A 16,942-nucleotide genomic window follows, 5' to 3' on the forward strand; every position below is an offset into this window, starting at 1 on the left:
GTTCAGGAGCGGTTGGCGTGCGCGGCGCCGGCGAGGATCGCGCCGTACTGGATGGCCACCAGGTGCCGGATCGGAATGGTCCGGTCGGAACCCCCGGACTCGGCCTCCTCGCACCACTTGGCGTAGGCGGCGCACAGCTCCCGGTAGTGGGCGCGGATGGCGGCCGTCGTGTTGCCGACGGCCAGTTCGCCCTCCAGCGCCCGCAGCAGCATGCCGCCGAAGCGCAGCCGCGCGCTGTTGAGGTTGTCGCGGCAGGAGGCGACCTCGGCGACGGTGGCCGGCCTGACGTTCTCCGCCGCCCCGGCGCGCCGCTCGTCGACGGCCGCCATCAGGCCGAGCATGGGGATGAAGGACCGGCTGGCGCGCACGAACGGCGAGGTCGTCACGAGGTCGGCGGCCACGGCCGTCAGCGTCTGGCTCAGCAGCGCGGAGGCGTCGCGGAGCCGGGCGGCGTGGTCCCGGATCAGGTCGCGGTAGAGGGTGCCGGTCGGCGTGGTGTCGTCGGCGGCGGCGTCGGTCCAGTAGGGCAGCTCGGCGGTCATGCCGAGGGTGCCGTACCTGCGGATGTAGGAGTCGCTGGCGGCGCCCGCGATGTGGTCGATCGGGTTCTGGCCGACCCGTTCGTAGTAGTCGTAGGCGTCCTCCATGTTGGGGGACAGGAAGACGGCCTCCTCGAACCGCCGCACCGAGGGGTGCTCGGGCTCGCCCGCGTGCAGCGGCACGCCGTAGCGGCCGGGCAGCGCCTTCAGCACCGCGTGCAGGTCGGGTTCGGGGCGGCTGAGGTAGTAGAAGACGCCGCCGGCCTCGCCGTTGTGCAGGGTGGTGAGGAACGCCGGGCGGGTGTCGTCGATCAGCCGCATCAGCGCGAGCGTCTCGGGCAGGACCCGGTCGAAGTAGGCGCGCTTATAGGAGAACGGGAAGGTCCACTCGACCTGCTCGTGCCCGGCCGGCCGGTAGAAGTGCCTGCCGTAGTGGGTCTTGGTGAACGGCCCGGCGAACCACCCCTCGTTGAGCCGGGTGCCGTCGGGGTCCAGGCAGCCCACGATGTGCCAGGTGTACCCGCTGGAACGGCGCAGCGCCGCGTCCGCGCAGAGGCGGGCGGCCAGGTGCGACACGGTGAGCCCGCCGATGGGCTCGTTGGGGTGCGGCCCTGCGGCGACGATCGCGTGCCGGGGGCCGTCGCCGACCGTCAGGCAGAGCAGTGGGTCGCCCAGGCGCGAGGTGCCGATCCTGCGGAGGGTGGCCGTCCCCGGATGGTGGCGGGCCAGAGTGGTCAGGGTCTGGTGGACCTCGTCCACTGTGGCGAAGCGGTCATGATCGGGAACGGTGTCGAGTTCGTCTAGCACACCTCATGATGCGCGCCGGAACCGGGCTGGAGCATCGTCGGAGTTCCCAACGTGAGTATCAGGTCATTGTCGTAACCATCCAGACAATGGATGCTTTTCCTCACACAGGGGGCAGGGCATACCGTGTACGCCATGTCTGCACTGCTGCTGCGCAACGCGCGCGTCGGCCTGGGCGGTCCGATCCGCCATGTCCTGATCACCGAAGGCAAGGTGGCCGCGATCATGGACGACCCGCCGTCCGGGGCCGAGCGGGTGGACGTCCAGGGCGGCACCCTGCTGCCCGGCCTGTGGGACGCGCACGTGCACTCCGTACAGTGGGCGCAGGGCAGGCGGCGGATCGACCTGAGCGCCACGCGTTCCGCGCGCGAGGCCGTCGAACTGGTGGTGCCGCACGCCCTCGACGGCGGCCTGAGCATCCTGACCATCCTGACCTACTGCGAGCACCCCTACCCCGGCACCGAGAACCGCGGACGGCTGGAGACGCCGCCGGAGGAGCTGCGCGCCACCATGGCGCTCGCCGCCGGGCACGGCCTGCACCCGGGAACTCGGCTCCGACGCACCGGTCGCCCCGCTCGACCCGTGGGACGGCATCGCCTCCGCCGTCACCAGGACCGACGACGACCGGGAGGCATGGCATCCCGAGCAGGCCATCCCGCTGCCGGTGGCGCTCGCGGCGGCGAGCAGAGGGCGGGACGGGGTCCGGCCGGGCGACGCCGCCGACCTGATGATCACGGCGTCCGACCCGGGCACGCTGGACCCGGTGAAGCTGCGGGGGATCGAGGTGATCGGCACCCTGCTGAACGGCAGGTGGACCCACCGATCCCTGTGAGGCGGGATCGAACGATCAGGCGCGCGCGGTGCGGCGTGCCGTCTGCAGGCAGCGGCACGCCGTGTAGAGCTGCATGGTCATGAAGATCGCGCTCACCCACGAGAGCCCGACGCCCGGCGGGTAGTCGGCGAAGCCGTGCGGGCCGTTCGAGCCGAACATCAGCGCCGAGCACAGCACGAGCATCACCGGCAGCATCGCCCAGACGAACACGCCCAGCGCGCCGGTGATCCGCTCCGGCCGGTGGAAGCGGCGTACCCCCCGGCCGAGCAGCACCATCGCCAGTGCCCCCGCGACCCCCGAGAGCAGTTGCAGGATGTCGACCGCGCGGGCGGTGGGCACGAACCACTCCGGCCGGTTCGCCAGGTCCACGGGGTCGGTGGGGAAGATCTTCCAGATCACCGACCACATCACCGCGCTGATCGGCACGGTGAGGAACAGGACCAGGCCCAGCCTGCGCCCCGCGCCGGTCGCCAGCTCCCGCTGGTACTCCGGCGCGATCTCCTTGACCGTGCCGAACTCCTCGACCGCGGCCAGCTCCGCCTCCCGCCGGGACAGCCCGTCCCGCTCCAGGGCGTCGGCCGCGTCGATCAGGCTGTCACGCGCCTCGGTGACCAGATCACGCTTGGACCGGTGCGGCCCGGCGAGCCGACGTCCGAGGGAGGTGACGTAATCCTCGATGACGGTCCCTCGTGCCATGATCTCCTCGCTCGATGCTCGCGTGCGTGGTACCGCGGTCCAGATTATGACCTGATCATTACGGGTGAGATCGGGATAAACCCTGGTTCGACCCGGACATATCCACTGGTGTGACGCAGGTCACTGCCGCCTGTGCGAACCTGCCGTCTTGAGCGGCACTCAAAAACAGCATGAAGAACTCAATCCGGGCACTGGTCGTCGCCGGTGCCGCAGTGGCCGCGTTCCTCCCCGCGGTGTCCGGCGCGTCGGCCTCGGCCGCCGCGATTCCGCCCTACGAGAAGCCCAAGGTCTTCGGCACGAAGTTCCAGCCGGATCCCGGACACGACTTCAGCAAGCGCCTGCACCCCCGCCGCAACGGCATCCTGCGCGGCTGGATCACCGACCTGCGCGGCAACGTAGCCGAGTACGAGCCGATCCGGTGGAAACTGGGCAAGGACGGCCGCGGCCGGTTCGTCGGCCCGCCGGAGTACGACGTGATGGCGTACTCCTCGCGGCTCTCCTCCAACGTGCGCTTCCTGAGCGCCTACGGCTGCAAGGTCGCCCCCACCGGCGCGACCGAGAACCACAACGGCAGCCTGGGCGCGAAGCGCTGCGCCAGGGACGTCCTCGTGAAGCGCACCAAGAAGCACGGCCCCCGCCCGGCGCTCATCACCGTCTACCGTGGCGAGATCGTCAAGGTCCAGGAGATCTTCGTCGTCTGACCGACGCCCTGGTGAGTCACGACCCCCGGCGGGCCTTCCCTCCATCCGGTGCGCCCCGGCGAGGCCCCCGTCGCTTCAATGGCATTCTGCCGACATTCCGAGAAGTCACGCCGCTGCGCGCGGATTCATCTGACCGCGCCAGGTAATGCCTCGTGAAAATTGTGGCAAGAAACCAGGGCTTTTTGGCGGCATAGCGTGCGCCGCCGCCATCGGGACGGTCGGTCCAGCAGCGTCGCCCGCCTACGCCATCGACAAGGTGACCTGCCGGAACGGCGCCGGTTATACCGAGATTCACAATGAGACGGTGCACTGCTTCGCGAATGCGGGGCATCTCACCGTCTACATCTCGGACGTGCACAAAATCAATTCCGGCAACAACCGGGTCTTCGTGAGCTGGTACCGGCTGGACGGCGGGTCCGGTGGCGAGACCGTGGAGAAGTGGCAGACCCGGCATTACAGCCCCCGGGTCATCGTGAAGCGTATCCAGATCTTCTAGGCAGACGGCTTCGCACCCATGTCGCCGGTCCCGGGAAACGCCGGGACCGGCGATGCGCATGAGGGAGTCCATCCGGTGATCGCCTGGTTTCCATGGCGGACGCGGCGGACGGGTTGTATGGTGATCAAGATGAGTAACGACCTCTGCAGATTGGGGGTCCCGTTCACTCAAGGTGAGTGCTGATGCGCTTCCATGCTGTGAACGAGGATTCTCGTCTTTCGCTCTGGCTGCGCGTGCGCGAGTTCGCCGTGCCGCCGGCAATGATCGAGAAGGCCACCGCGCGCCGTGCCGTCGGAGACTGGGCGGGAGCATGTGCGGCGGCGGGCGTCGACGTCGATCTGAACCCGCGTTCCGCGGTTCATGTCCATGGCCAGGGGCTGGTGGCCCGCGTTCGGGCGGATCTGCGCCATCTGGCTCCCGATCTGTTGCGCTGGCACATGCCGCGGATCGCCCCCGACGGGCTGTTGCGGCCCGGGCTGACGATCTCTCTCGCCAGGTACGACCCGGAGGAACCGGGACGGCGCGGCGCGGTGCATCTCGTGGCCCGGACCCCTCCGGCCTGGGCGGACGCCGGTCAGCGGATCAGCCTGGCGCTGTGGGACGGCCGCCGCCCCGGTCGGGCGGGCCATCCGCATCCGCGCCCGCACCGCCGTTTCCGTCTCGACCTGCACCGGCACCTGTGGGACGTCCGCAGGTGCGATGAGCTGCGGGTCCGCTCGGGCGCGGAAGGCCGTCCGCCTCCGGACCCGGGAGTCCCGGCGGAGCCGGGCTGGGCCGTGGACCGGTGGGCCGCCGAGGCGCTGATCCTGCTCCGTGCGGAAGGACGGTCCGGTGGACCGGTCGCCGTCCGGCTCGGGGGACGGCGTCAACTGCTGCTGGAGGCGGCGGACCCGGACGCGTCCGTTGTGACGGTCCGGTGGGCCACCGCGCGGGGCGGCACCGAGGCGCCCGTGCTGCCCGACGCGGCCACGTGGGTGCCGCCCGACCTGGCGCTGCTCCGCGCCGGGCTGATCGGGCCCGGCCGCCTGCACCCGCTCGTCGCGGCGTCGCTCGTCCCGGGGAGTTCGCCCACCGGCCCGACGCAGGCTTCGGAGGACGGAGACGGCACGCGCCTGGTCGAATGCCGTGGCGCCGTCCACCGGATCGGCCTGGTGGACGGCGTGCTCGCCCCCCTCGACCACGACCCGGACGAGATCCGCCGGGAGAGGCTGCTGGCCGCGCTGACCGGCACCCCGCTGCCCTGCCTGCAGGCCGTTGAAGAGGCGCACGTCGCCCCCGAGTGCCTCACCGACGTCCGCGCGCGCCTGGACCACGGCGACCCCGCCGGCGCGCTGGACATGGTCGAGGCGCTCATCGGCCCCGGCGCGCCGCTGCCCAGGGGCGCGCTCCGCGAGCAGTTGGAGACGGCCGCCCGTCGGCGGATCACCCACGGGCTGTTCCGCGCCGGGCTGGCCCACCTCGGACAGGGCCCCGATCCCCGGCCCGACCGCACGCCGCGCGGCGAGCGGGCGCGTCCGCGCCACGCGAAGCGCCGCTGACCGGACCCTTCGCGCTTCTCTCACTCACCCCGGCCCTACCGGGCCGCCCCAGACATCGAAGGTGAACACATGCCCATATCCGTCCTGCCCGCCCACATCCCCTCCCGGCTTGAGGTCGCCGCCGACCTGCTCGCCCTGCTCCGCGACACGACCACCGAACCGCGCGCCGACGCCCAACTGGAGGCGCTCACCCTGGCCGTGGCGGCCGACCTGCCGGTGCTGCTGTGGGGAGAGCCCGGAATCGGCAAGACCGCGGCGATGAACCAGCTCGCCGAGGTTCTGGAACTGCCGCTGACCACGGTGATCGCCAGCGTGCACGAACCATCCGACTTCTCCGGCCTGCCGGTGATCGGTGACGACCCCGAGGTGCAGGGCGTGCCGATGGCCCCGCCGGACTGGGCCGTGCGCCTGGCCAGGGCGGGCAAGGGGCTGCTGTTCCTGGACGAGTTGTCCACGGCGCCGCCCGCGGTCCAGGCCGCCCTGCTGCGCCTGGTACTGGAACGACGGGTCGGCGCCCTGCGGCTGCCCGCCGGGGTCCGGATCGTGGCCGCCGCCAATCCGAGGTCGTCCGCGGCCGACGGGTGGGAGCTGAGCGCGCCGCTCGCCAACCGTTTCGTCCACCTGCAGTGGGGCCATGACCACGAGGTCGTGGTGCGCGGCCTCGGCGGCACCTGGCCCAGGGCGGCTCTGCCCCGGCTGGACCCGGAGCGGCTGGACGGGGCCGTGGCGTTCGCGCGGCGGGCGGTGTGCGGGCTCCTCGCCGGCCGTCCGGCGCTCGTGCACCGGCTGCCGAACGACGAAGCCCGCCGGGGCGGCCCCTGGCCCTCGCCCAGGAGCTGGGAGATGGCGCTGTGCCTGACCGCCTTCGCCACCGCGGCCGGCACCTCGCGCGACGTGCTGTCCATGCTGGTCAGGGGCACCGTCGGGGACGGCCCCGGGCTGGAACTGCTGGCCTACCTGGACCGGATGGACCTCCCCGACCCCGAGACGCTGCTCGCCGACCCGGCGGCGGCCGTCCTGCCCGAGCGGGGCGACCTGCGGCAGGTGGTTCTCGACGGCGTGGTGGAGGCGGTCCGGAACCGGCCGGACAGGTCCCGCTGGGACGCGGCGTGGGCGGTGCTGGCCCGTGCTCTGGAGACGGGGGCCCCGGACCTGGTGGTGGTGCCCGCCAGCACCCTGGCCGCGCTGCGCCGCGAGGACTGGGCGGTCCCGGACTCGATCGAGCGGCTCGCCGGGGTGGTCTCGCTGAGCGGGCAGGCGGACAGGGCGGCGGCGCGTGTCGCCGCCGTCACGGGGCGGAGCCGATGAAGGACGGCCCAGCCGAGGAGGCCACACCCCTGGACACCGAGAAGCTCTTCGCCGCGCGGCTGCACGCGGCCAGGGCCCGGCCGTACCTGGCCACGGCGCTGTTCGCGTTGCACGCGGTGGAGTCCCGCAGGACTCCGACGATGGCCGTGGACCGGTACTGGCGGTGCTACGTCTCCCCGTTCTTCGTCGCCCGCACCCCGGTGGAGGAACTGGCGGGCGTGTGGGTGCACGAGGTCTCCCACCTGCTGCGCGACCACCACGGGCGCAGCGACCGGGTCGCGTGGGAACGGGGCCTGACGGGGCCGGGGGAGCGGCTGCGGATGAACATCGCCGCGGACTTCGAGATCAACGACGACGTGTTCGGCGACGAGCTGCCCCGGCCCGGGGGCGCCGTCCTGCCGGGGATGCTCGGGCTGCCCGAAGGCGAGCTCATGGAGGACTACCTGCGTCGGTTCCGGCTCGGGCCGCACACCCGCGACCTGGTCTGGCTGGACTGCGGCAGCGGCGCCGACGGCCTGGAGCGCGACTGGGAACTCGGCCCCGGCGGCGCGCACGGGCTCAGCGAGCAGGAACTGGACGCGGTCCGCTTCCGGGTGGCGGAAGGGATCATCGCCGCCCCCGGAGACGTGCCGAAAGGGTGGCGGCGGTGGGCGGAGGAGGCGTTCCATCCGCCGCAGCCGTGGCGGGAACTGCTCGGTTCGGCGATCCGCTCGGCGGTCTGCGGGCCCGGCGTCGGTGAGGACTACACCTACGGCAGGCCGTCCCGGCGGTCCGCCGCACTGGCCGGCGTCATCCTGCCCACCCTGCGGCGCAGGCCGCCCCGGGTCTCCGTGGTCATCGACACCTCCGGCTCGGTCAGCGACGCCGAACTGGGCAGCGCGCTGCTGGAGGTCGCCGCGATCGTCCGCACCACGGGCGGCCGCCGCGACCTGGTCAGCGTGCTGTCGTGCGACGCGGCGGCCCGGGTCGTGCGCCCGCTCTGCGAGGCCGAAGGGCTGTCGCTGGTGGGCGGTGGCGGGACGGACCTGCGTGAGGGTTTCGCCAAGGCACTGCGGGCCAGGCACCGGCCGGACGCGATGGTGATCCTCACCGACGGCCAGACGCCCTGGCCTGGCAGGCGCCCGCAGTGCCGGGTGGTCGTGGGCCTCTTCGCCCGTGAACGGTCACGCCGCTCGTGGGACGAGAACGACCCCGACTACAAGCCGGACAACCCACCCGACTGGGCGCGGGTGGTCACCATCGGCTGATCTCCCCGCTCCCCTGGCGGGCCCGTACGGCCCACGGCCGGGTCATTGGTCGGGCGCCCGGTTCTGGTAGCCGCCGAAGTCGCACGCGAGGGCTGGCCGGGGCTTCGGCTCGTTCGCCGATGGGGCGCGGTGCGGCCGACTGAAAGCGAGCAGAAAATGGATTGGTTTCCGGTCGGTCGAAGGACGGAGGATTCCTTCGTCAGCGGGTGGCCGGACTGGTCGCCTGATCGATATACCGGGGCGCACCGGGCCCGCCCTCGGTTCCGCAAGGGGCCGAGGGCGGTTTTCGTGTTCAGGGTGCGGTGGACGGACAACGGCGTCGTGGCCAGCAGGAGCGCTTGCACGGGGCCGACGAAATGACATGTCAGCTCGGTTCAAAGGCGCAGGCGTGATTCGCGCGAGGTAGCCGGAGCGGCGGGGACGTGAGGTCTCCGCCGCTCCGGTGTTCAGCCGATGGGCCTTTCGATGGTCATTGGGTGATGGTGACGGGGATTTCGATGACGGGTTTACGGCCGCTGGTGGAGTTGATGGTGATCTTGCCGCTGCGTTCGGTTTCGCCGCCGGTGGCGGTGACGGTGAGGGTGGCCGTCTGGTCCTTCACCAGCCCTCCCGAAGCCGGGGTGACGGTGAGCCAGGCCGAATCGCTGGTGGCCTCGTAAGGTGTTGGCCACCCTTGGTTGGTGAGGGTGATGGTGGCGGTCGTGGTGCCGCCGGTGAGGTTCAGTTCGGCGGGCGTGGCGATGATCTTGCCGGTGATGAGTTCGGTGTTCATCGTGGTGATCGCGCCGTGGGTGACGGTCACGTCTTTGTACGTGGTGCCGTAGTTCGGCGCGTTGACCTTGGCGTTGTGGGCTCCGGCGCGGATCTGGCCGGTGAAGACGCCGTCCGCGCCGGTGGTGTAGGTGGCGACGTCGGGGAACTCCACGGTGGCGTTCGCCACGGGTTCGTCGTCGTTGGCGTCGGTGACCGTGCCGCGCACCACGCCGTAGTCGGCGGCGGTGAAGGTCAGGCTCTGGTCGTTCTTGATCGACGGGGTGTTGTAGGAGTACTGCAGGGCGTCGGTCGTACCGGTGTTCTGGATGCCGATCGTGGCGTCCAAGCCCTGGTCGAACGCGTTGTCCACGTCCTTGTAGCGGTAGCCGATCGTGCCGTCCTCGCCGAGCAGCACGGAGAACGTGACGCGCGGCTCGCCCTGCTGAGGGATCGCGGCGTCTCGCCACTCGATCACGAAGGACCGGTGGGGGGCGGTGCCGACCGTGGCGGTGTAGACCCCGGCATCCGCCGGCATGATCAGATCGTCCCAGAAGGGGAAGACGGCCACGTTGACGTCCGCACTCGGCAGCGGGCCGTTCTCCTGGGGCGGATCGGGCTCGGCGAAGGTGGCGTAGCCGTCGGTGGACACCCAGACCTGGGAGTAGGCGTCGCCGTAGAACGGCACCGGGAACGGCAGTGCCACCTCCTCGATCGCGTAGGAGCCGGTGAGCGCGAGCCGTTCGGTGCCCGCCGCGAACGGTTCCCGGCCGCCGGCGCAGGAGTAGCCGAAGTCGTCACGACGCACTGAGAGACCGAAGTCCTTGGTCACGTTCCCGGCCACGGTGACCTGTGCGGCGGCGGTGCCGACGCAGAGCGAGTCACCGGCGACCTCCAGCCGGTAGGAGCCGTGCGGCAGGGTCATCTCGTAGTGCCCGGAGGCGTCGGTGACCGCCTTGACCGGCGTGCCGGTCGCGGTGACCGTGGCGCGCTCCTCGGGGCCGTCGCCCCGGGTGATCGAACCGGTGATCACGGCGGTGGGCCGCTTGGTCAGCGTGGCGTCGGCGGTGGCGGTCTGCCCGTCGGTCACGGTCACGGTCGTGGCGGCGGAGGTGTCGTACCCGAACCTGGAGGCGGTGACCTGGTAGACGCCGGGCGGGAGACGCAACATGGAGTAGGCGCCGTTCTCGGCGACGGCCACCGTACGGCGGGTCGGCCCGTTCACGGTCACCTCCGATCCGGGCAGCGCCGCGCCGTTCGCGGTGACCGTGCCGGTGAGGCCGCCGAGAGGTTCGGCGGGGGCCGCCTGGACGGCGGCGTACGCGTCCAGACGACCTTCGCCATAGACGTTGTTGTCGGCCGGCGTCCCGCCGCAGCGGGTGTCCGACACGTCATGTGCGGTGCCGTCCAGCGCCTGGCGGGTGGCGGCGACGTCACCGCGCAGCGCGGGCGCGGCCGACCACATCAGCGCCACCGCCCCCGCCACGTGCGGCGACGCCTGGGACGTGCCGGACGTGACCGTGTATCCGGCGGGCACCGCCGAGCGGACCCGGCTTCCCGGGGCGGAGATGTTGGGTTTGATCTCGGTGTACTTGTCCGAGCCGCGACTGGAGCGGCCCCAGATCGAGTCGTTGTCCTCCAGGGCGCCGGCGCTGTAGCTCTCCGGGTACAGCCCGGGGGTGTAGATCGTGTCGCAGGCCGACCCCGCGTTGCCGCTTGCGAACATCGGGAAGATGCCCGCGGCGACCCATCTCCTGACGATGTCCCGGTACCAGTCGTCGTATCTGGTTGGGTTGATCCAGGAGTTGTTGACGATGTCGGGGGCGAGGTCGAAACGGGGGTTCTGGCCGTTCAGGTCGGTGGGGGCGATGAGCCATTCACCGCTCGCGAGCAGGGTGTCCTCCTCGCAGATGTTGTTGTCGCACCCCCTGACGGCGATCCATCGGGCGCCGGGGGCGACCCCGATGCCGTCCTGGCCGACGATGATGCCGGCCACGTGCGTGCCGTGGCTGGTGCGGTCGCACGGCCTGGAACGGGGGCAGACCTGATCGGGATCGAACCAGTTGTAGTCGTGGTCCACGCGGCCGTCGGAGTGCCTGCCCCGGTACTGCCCGGCCAGTGCGGGATGCTCGGACTCCACCCCGCTGTCGAGGATGGCCACGACGATGCCTTCGCCTCGGTTGTTCTGTTCGTTCCAGACGCGGGGGGCGTTGATCCGGTCGATGTTCCATTCGACGGCGTTGGCCGTCTTCTTCTGTGGCCGCGCCTTGTCCGGTACGGGTTTCGGGATCGCGGCCCGGCCGACCGGCTCGATGGCGGTGACCTCGGGCAGAGCGGCGATGTCGGCGGCCAGCTTCGGATCGGCGGTGACCTTGACGGTGTTGGAGATCCAGAAGGGGGTGTGCTCGGCCTTGCGTTCGGTCAGCAGTTTGCGGAGCGTGGCCTGGGACTTCTTGGCGAAGGCGGTCTGGGCGTCGTAGACGGCCTTGCCCTTCGCGGCCTTGGTGGTGGCCTTGCGGGCGGCGGTGATGTCGGCTTCGCCCTTGAGCCGGACCATGAAGGTGGCCTTGCCGTCCTTCAGATCGGTCAAGACCGCTTTGTCGATCTTGGCGGGTGGTCGCGGCTCGGCGCTCGCCGTCTGGTGGGGGACGAGCAGGCCGAGCCCGGCGAGCAGGCCCACGAGCGTGCGGGCGAGGATCGGCCGCCTGCGCGGCGGGGGGTGGGACACGAGGTCTCCTTTACTGGAAAGGTCGGGCCTTTACCCTCCAGCGGACCGGTATCTATCCGGCAGACCGTTCGGTGCTCATTACGACGCGTGATCAGGATCGGGCAGGCCGGGAGCGGCGGGGACGTGGGGTCTCCGCCGCTCCGGTGTTCAGCCGATGGGCCTTTCGATGGTCATTGGGTGATGGTGACGGGGATTTCGATGACGGGTTTACGGCCGCTGGTGGATGTGATGGTGATCTTGCCGTTGCGTTCGGTGGCGGCTGCGGTGGCGGTGATGGTGAGGGTGGCGGTCTGGTTCTGGGTCAGGCCGCCTTGGGCTGGGGTGACGGTGAGCCAGGCGGAGTCGCTGGTGGCTTCGAACGGCGTGGGCCAGCCCTGGTTGGTGAGGGTGATGGTGGCGGTGGTGGTGCCGCCGGGTGGGGCGGTGAGGTTCAGTTCGGCGGGCGTGGCGGCGATCTTGCCGGTGATGAGTCCGGTGTTCATCGTGGTGATCGTGCCGTGGGTGATGGTGATGTCTTTGTGGGTGGTGCCGTAGTTGGGGGCGTTGACCTTGGCGTTGTGGTTTCCGGCGCGGATCTGGCCGGTGAAGGTGCCGTCCGCGCCGGTGGTGTAGGTGGCGATGTCGGGGAACTCCACGGTGGCGTTCGCCACGGGTTCGTCGTCGTTGGCGTCGGTGACGGTGCCGCGTACCACGCCGTGGCCGGCGGCGGTGAAGGTCACGCTCTGACCGTCGCGGAGCAAGGAGGTCTTGTACGAGTACTGCAGCGCGTCGGTGCCATCGGCGTTCTCGATGCCGACGGTAGCGCTCTCGCCCTCCTCCAAGGGGGTGTCGATGTCCTTGTAGCGGTAACTGATCGTGCCGTCTTCGCCGAGCAGCGCGGAGAATGAGAGCTTGGAGGTGGCGGCGGAGCTTATGGTGACATCCCGCCATTCGATCACGAAGGATCGATGCGGTGCCGTCCCTACCGTGGCGGTGTAGACCCCGGCGTCGTCGCCTATCCGGAGGTCATCCCAGAAGGGGTAAACCGCCTGATTGGGTGCCCATGGTTCCGGGAGGCTGTCGTTGTCCTCCGCCGGGGCCGGGGGTTCGGCGAACGAGGCGTAGCCCTCGGTGCTGACCCACAGCTCGGTGCGGGCCGTGCCGTAGAACGGCACCGGGAAGGGCAGCGCCACTCGCTCGGCCATGTCCATGCCGGTCAGTGTCAGACGCCGGTTCCCGGCCACGTACGGTTCGGTGCCGACCTCGCAGGTGTGACCGAACTCGTCGGCGCGCACTTGGAGGTCGATGTTCCTGGTCACGTCTCCGGCGACGGTGATCTGTTCGGTGGCGCTCTCGGCGCAGGCCGAGGGCGGCTTGACCTCAAGCCGATGGGAGCCGTGCAGCAGGGTGAACCGGTAGAGTCCGGCGGCGTCGGTGGTGACCTTGACCGGCGTCCCGGGGACGACGAGCGTGACTCCGGCCTGGGCGGTGCCTCTGACGGTGACCGTTCCCGAGACGGTTCCCTGGGGCTGCTGAGGCAGCGTGACGTCGGCGGTCGCGGTCTGGCCGTCCAAGATCGTGACCGTCGCGGTGGCGGTCTGGTGGCCGTACTTGGCCACGGTGACCTGGTATCGGCCAGGGGAGAGGCGCGGCATGGAGTAGGTACCGTCGTGGCCGGTGCCGGCCGTCCGGCCGAGCGGTCCGGTGACCTTCACCTCGGCGTCCGCGACGGGCCGGCCGGCCGCGGTGATCGTGCCGGTCAGGGTGCCGAGCGGTTCGTCCGGTGCCGCCTGGACGGCGGCGTGGGCGTCGAGGCGGCCCTCGCCGTAGACGTTGTTGTCCTCCGGCGTGCCGCCGCAGCTCATGTCCGGCGTGTCGATGGCGGTGCCGTCGAGAAGCGCGCGGGTGGCCGCGATGTCACCCAGGAGGGAGGGCGCGGCCGACCAGATCAGCGCCACCGTGCCGGCCACGTGCGGGGACGCCATCGAGGTGCCGCTTCGAGACCGGTATCCACCGTTGCGGTCCGAGGAACGGATGTCGCTCCCGGGCGCCGCGATATTGGGCTTGATCTCGCCGTTCTCACCGGGGCCCCGGCTGGACATGTCGCTGATCCGGTCGTTGATATCGAAATCACCGGCGCTGTAGGTCTCGGTGTACTGCCCGGGAACGGGGGTGCGGGCGCAGTGTCCTTCGTGCAGGTTGCCGTTGGCGACCATCGGAAAGATTCCGGCGGCGAGCCAGGCGTCGAGGATCTCCTCATACATGTCGTCGTAGTCGGGCGTATTCGAACCCGTGGAGTTGTTCACGATGTGCGGGGCGAGATCGGGACGAGGGTTCTCGCCGTTCATGTCGGTGGGCGCGAGCATCCACTCGGCGCCCGCCAGCAGGTCGTGTGTCTCGCAGCAGGCCCCCGCGGCGATCCACGTCGCGCCGGGGGCGACCCCGATGCCGTTCTTGCCGACGAGGGTGCCGGTCACATGGGTGCCGTGGCCGGTGCGATCACACGGGACCGAATCTTCTCTTCCGCAGACTCCGGAGGGATTGAACCAGTTGTAGTCATGGGTCACCCTTCCGTCGGGCCGTCTGCCTCGGTACTGCGCGGCGATCTCCGGGTGCTCGAACTCCACGCCGCTGTCGAGGACGCCGATGACGATGCCCTCGCCCCGGTTGTTCGACTCGTTCCACACGCGCGGGGCCTTGATCCGGTCGATGTTCCACTCGATCGCGCCGGCGGCCGCGGCCTTCGCCTTCGGTTGCGTCTTGCCCGGTCTGGTCTCGGGGATTTCGAGCCGTTCGATGGGCTTGATGGCCGTGACCTCGGGGAGGGCGGCGATCTCCGCGGCGAGCACGGCGTCGGCGGTCACCCGCACCGTGTTCACGATCCAGAACGGGGTGTGATCCGCCTTCCGGTCGATCAGGAGTGCGCGGAGCCTGGCCTGTGACTTCTTCGCATAGGCGGTCTTGGCCGCGTAGACCGACCTGCCCTTGGCGGCCTTGGTGGCGGCCTTGCGGGCGGAGCCGAGGTCGGCTTCTCCCTTGAGGCGGACGAGGAAGGTGGCCTTGCCGTCCTTCAGATCGGTACGGACGGCATCGGCGATCTTCTTGTCGCCGGGTTCGCGGTACGGCGCCGCGTGCGCGCCGGTCTGCGGGATCACCAGGCTGAAGGCGGCGAGCAGGCCGATGAGCAGTCGAAAGGCCGGACGTCGGCGCGGCGGAGGATGCGGCAATGGATTTCCCTACCGTGAGATCGTGGATTTCCGTACGGCAGCCACCATTCGTCACCCGACTGTCTATCCCACATACCATTTCCTGCTCACGTTCAGGAGGGGCGCCCACGCGGCCGCGGCGCCCGTGTCCGGACGTCAATGTGCCCCCGGCGCGGGGCGGGCGCCGGGGGCACGGGTGTTGCTTGTGATCTTCTTGGGGGCCGATGTTCGGTCGAGACCATCGTCGGTCCGTCAGGTGACCGGTTTCCACTTCATTCGGTGCTCATTTTGAGCCCGGTGATGAAGGCGGCCCAGTCGGTGGGGCTGAAGACGAGAACCGGACCACTGGGGTCCTTGCTGTCGCGGACGGCCACGACGCCGGGGAGATTGGATGCCACTTCGACGCAGTTGCCACCACCGCCGCCGGATCGCGTGGACTTTCGGTAGATGGCACCTGAAAGGTCTACTCGTTCCATTTGCCTCGCACTTCCTCGATCATCCGGGATGAGTCACGCGGGCGTAGTGCCTCTGCGCGCAGTCTGTCATAACGTCGGCACACGAGAGAGACGAGATCCACATCGGCCGACACTTCGCCGAGCCCCGCGGACTCGATCGAGACCGTGGTGGGCACGCCGTGTGATTCCGCGAGGATGAAGCTGCTGCTGAGACCCGCGGTGGTGCCGCTGTCACGAGGAACGACCTGAATGGTCATCCCCGGCTGCTCGGCGGCGGCGATCAGGTGATCGAGTTGGTGGCGCATCGTCGCCCGCGTGCCGATGAGGCGGTGGAGGGCGGTCTCGTCGATCATCACCCAGACCTCGGGGGGCCGTTCGCGATCGAGGATGGTCTGACGCGCCAACCGGGCGCGCACCCGATCCTCAACGAGATTGGGCGGCGTCTCGTCGTTCGCGATGACGAAACGGGCGTACTCCTCTGTCTGGAGCAGACCGGGGATCAGTATCGGATCCCAGCTCCGCAATATTTCGGCGTTCGGCTCGATCTCCTCCAGCCATCGCGCGTACCACTGCGGGCCGCCGGGCGCGTAATGGATTCGCTTCCATAGCTTGAAAAATTGGGGCGAAGAATCAAAAAAGCGGTCTGCGGCTTCCGCGTGCTCCCGCTGGGGCGTGCGCGTTCCGCGTTCGAAATGCCCGACCAGTGACTGGCCGCAGCCCAGCGGGCCGGCCAGGCGCGCCTGGGAGAGCCGCGCCTCCTTCCGAAATCTTCGCAATTCCAGACCGAACTGCTTTATCGCCATCAACTGCGACTCAGTGAGCATCGCGCCTCCGGTTCGGGGCCGTTGGCAGTACCTGACCGCTGCTGAGCTTTACATACCGGTACACGCAACGCAGTTGTTTGTCATCGGAAAGTGAAGATCTTTTGCGGCTACCTGTCGGCCGAGGTGAGACATAGTAAGGATCCCAAGTCGCACGGCTCCCTATAAGGGCGACAACCATGACACGAGAAATCTTCACGAAAATGACAAATGGGGTTCCGGTCGCGCTGTTTCTGCATCTTTTGGGGAACGAGCGAGCGCCGAAGGCCGCGCGGGCGATCCTCCGGGATTTCTGGAAGGGGAACGCCTTCGACGAATCCTGCCTGGACGATCTCCTGCTCGTCACGTCGGAACTGGTGACGAACGCGATCCTGCACACCGCTTCCGGAGACGGCGGGATGGTGGTGCTCGCCGTCCAGGTCCGGCCGTCCTGTGTTCGAATCGAGGTCACCGACGAGGGCTCTCCGACGGAGCCTCGGGTGGGCCCGCCCGAGGTGTTCACAGAAGGCGGCAAGGGGCTGGCGCTCGTGGCGGCACTGACCGACGAATGGTCTTTCGCTCCTCTGCTCGGCACCGGCGGACGCACGGTGATCGCCGAGCGCGCCCTCCCGGAATGACGGCTTCGGCCGGCTCAAGAAGTCTCTACATGGAGACTTGAAAGTCCTCGTATGAGGATATGCGCTGGTGCGGCGGTTCTTCGGGACCAGGGAGCAACTGTTCAGCGCCGTCGTGACTGCGGTATTCAGTCCGGAGCGGGCCGTGGACGCCCTGCTGGACGGCCCTCGCGCCAAGCCGGGGAGCGATTGACGCACTTCGTGCTCGGCCTGCTCGGAGACGTCGAG

At 69.8% G+C, this 16,942-nt stretch carries 14 protein-coding genes; 8 read left to right on the top strand and 6 right to left on the bottom strand.

The genetic code is table 11. The features are described from left to right. Positions 1–2: 2 nt before the first annotated feature. Positions 3–1,346, bottom strand: coding sequence for a M14 family zinc carboxypeptidase (locus tag P3X83_RS14670; RefSeq protein ID WP_277305580.1), 1,344 nt, complete (start codon positions 1,344–1,346; stop codon positions 3–5). Between the two features lie 589 nt (positions 1,347–1,935). Here P3X83_RS14670 and P3X83_RS14675 point away from each other — a divergent pair. Continuing rightward, positions 1,936–2,175: a hypothetical protein gene (locus tag P3X83_RS14675; RefSeq protein WP_277305674.1), complete on the top strand. Its 240-nt coding sequence runs from the start codon at positions 1,936–1,938 to the stop codon at positions 2,173–2,175. A gap of 15 nt (positions 2,176–2,190) precedes the next feature. On the opposite strand, the gene P3X83_RS14680 is transcribed toward P3X83_RS14675, so the two are convergent. Next, positions 2,191–2,871, bottom strand: a complete 681-nt coding sequence (locus tag P3X83_RS14680) for a permease prefix domain 1-containing protein (protein WP_277305581.1) — start codon at positions 2,869–2,871, stop codon at positions 2,191–2,193. 170 nt (positions 2,872–3,041) lie between these two features. On the opposite strand from P3X83_RS14680, the gene P3X83_RS14685 reads away from it, so the two are divergent. The 5 genes from P3X83_RS14685 (at position 3,042) to P3X83_RS14705 (ending at position 8,161) form a co-directional block, all read left to right on the top strand. Next, a complete protein-coding gene (locus tag P3X83_RS14685; RefSeq protein WP_277305582.1) occupies positions 3,042–3,572 on the top strand; it encodes a hypothetical protein in 531 nt (176 codons plus the stop codon). A gap of 145 nt (positions 3,573–3,717) precedes the next feature. Further along, positions 3,718–4,068: a beta/gamma crystallin domain-containing protein gene (locus P3X83_RS14690; RefSeq protein ID WP_277305583.1), complete on the top strand. Its 351-nt coding sequence runs from the start codon at positions 3,718–3,720 to the stop codon at positions 4,066–4,068. A gap of 182 nt (positions 4,069–4,250) precedes the next feature. After that, positions 4,251–5,606: a hypothetical protein gene (locus P3X83_RS14695; RefSeq protein ID WP_277305584.1), complete on the top strand. Its 1,356-nt coding sequence runs from the start codon at positions 4,251–4,253 to the stop codon at positions 5,604–5,606. A gap of 69 nt (positions 5,607–5,675) precedes the next feature. Then, a complete protein-coding gene (locus P3X83_RS14700) occupies positions 5,676–6,914 on the top strand; it encodes a MoxR family ATPase (RefSeq protein WP_277305585.1) in 1,239 nt (412 codons plus the stop codon). Then, positions 6,911–8,161 (top strand): VWA-like domain-containing protein, encoded by a 1,251-nt coding sequence (locus P3X83_RS14705; protein WP_277305586.1) that lies wholly within the window; start codon positions 6,911–6,913, stop codon positions 8,159–8,161. Before P3X83_RS14700 ends, P3X83_RS14705 begins: the two co-directional genes overlap by 4 nt. 469 nt (positions 8,162–8,630) lie before the next feature. Here P3X83_RS14705 and P3X83_RS14710 read toward each other — a convergent pair whose 3' ends face one another. The 4 genes from P3X83_RS14710 to P3X83_RS14725 all read right to left on the bottom strand — a co-directional run bounded on the left by P3X83_RS14710 (position 8,631) and on the right by P3X83_RS14725 (position 16,103). Next, on the bottom strand, positions 8,631–11,639 hold the full coding sequence (locus tag P3X83_RS14710; protein WP_277305587.1) for a S8 family serine peptidase: 3,009 nt from the start codon (positions 11,637–11,639) through the stop codon (positions 8,631–8,633). Between the two features lie 170 nt (positions 11,640–11,809). Continuing rightward, positions 11,810–14,845, bottom strand: a complete 3,036-nt coding sequence (locus tag P3X83_RS14715) for a S8 family serine peptidase (RefSeq protein ID WP_277305588.1) — start codon at positions 14,843–14,845, stop codon at positions 11,810–11,812. A gap of 251 nt (positions 14,846–15,096) precedes the next feature. Further along, entirely contained in the window at positions 15,097–15,300 is a 204-nt protein-coding gene (locus tag P3X83_RS14720) for a DUF397 domain-containing protein (RefSeq protein WP_277305589.1), read from the bottom strand. Further along, entirely contained in the window at positions 15,288–16,103 is an 816-nt protein-coding gene (locus P3X83_RS14725) for a helix-turn-helix transcriptional regulator (protein ID WP_277305590.1), read from the bottom strand. The genes P3X83_RS14720 and P3X83_RS14725 overlap by 13 nt, the downstream gene beginning before the upstream one ends. A gap of 200 nt (positions 16,104–16,303) precedes the next feature. On the opposite strand from P3X83_RS14725, the gene P3X83_RS14730 reads away from it, so the two are divergent. Both P3X83_RS14730 and P3X83_RS14735 read left to right on the top strand, forming a co-directional pair. Continuing rightward, positions 16,304–16,717, top strand: coding sequence for an ATP-binding protein (locus tag P3X83_RS14730; RefSeq protein WP_277305591.1), 414 nt, complete (start codon positions 16,304–16,306; stop codon positions 16,715–16,717). A gap of 67 nt (positions 16,718–16,784) precedes the next feature. Continuing rightward, on the top strand, positions 16,785–16,907 hold the full coding sequence (locus P3X83_RS14735; protein WP_277305592.1) for a hypothetical protein: 123 nt from the start codon (positions 16,785–16,787) through the stop codon (positions 16,905–16,907). The last annotated feature ends 35 nt before the right edge of the window (positions 16,908–16,942 follow it).

Source organism: Spongiactinospora sp. TRM90649 (assembly GCF_029382225.1).
GTDB lineage: Bacteria > Actinomycetota > Actinomycetes > Streptosporangiales > Streptosporangiaceae > Spongiactinospora.

What these genes read in the sequence shown, in the direction of transcription:
- P3X83_RS14680 (WP_277305581.1), bottom strand. Translation starts at nt 2,871, where the DNA reads ATGGCACGAGGGACCGTCATCGAGGATTACGTCACCTCCCTCGGACGT.
- P3X83_RS14685 (WP_277305582.1), top strand. Translation starts at nt 3,042, where the DNA reads ATGAAGAACTCAATCCGGGCACTGGTCGTCGCCGGTGCCGCAGTGGCC.
- P3X83_RS14690 (WP_277305583.1), top strand. Translation starts at nt 3,718, where the DNA reads ATGCCTCGTGAAAATTGTGGCAAGAAACCAGGGCTTTTTGGCGGCATA.
- P3X83_RS14695 (WP_277305584.1), top strand. Translation starts at nt 4,251, where the DNA reads ATGCGCTTCCATGCTGTGAACGAGGATTCTCGTCTTTCGCTCTGGCTG.
- P3X83_RS14700 (WP_277305585.1), top strand. Translation starts at nt 5,676, where the DNA reads ATGCCCATATCCGTCCTGCCCGCCCACATCCCCTCCCGGCTTGAGGTC.
- P3X83_RS14705 (WP_277305586.1), top strand. Translation starts at nt 6,911, where the DNA reads ATGAAGGACGGCCCAGCCGAGGAGGCCACACCCCTGGACACCGAGAAG.
- P3X83_RS14720 (WP_277305589.1), bottom strand. Translation starts at nt 15,300, where the DNA reads ATGGAACGAGTAGACCTTTCAGGTGCCATCTACCGAAAGTCCACGCGA.
- P3X83_RS14725 (WP_277305590.1), bottom strand. Translation starts at nt 16,103, where the DNA reads ATGCTCACTGAGTCGCAGTTGATGGCGATAAAGCAGTTCGGTCTGGAA.
- P3X83_RS14730 (WP_277305591.1), top strand. Translation starts at nt 16,304, where the DNA reads ATGACAAATGGGGTTCCGGTCGCGCTGTTTCTGCATCTTTTGGGGAAC.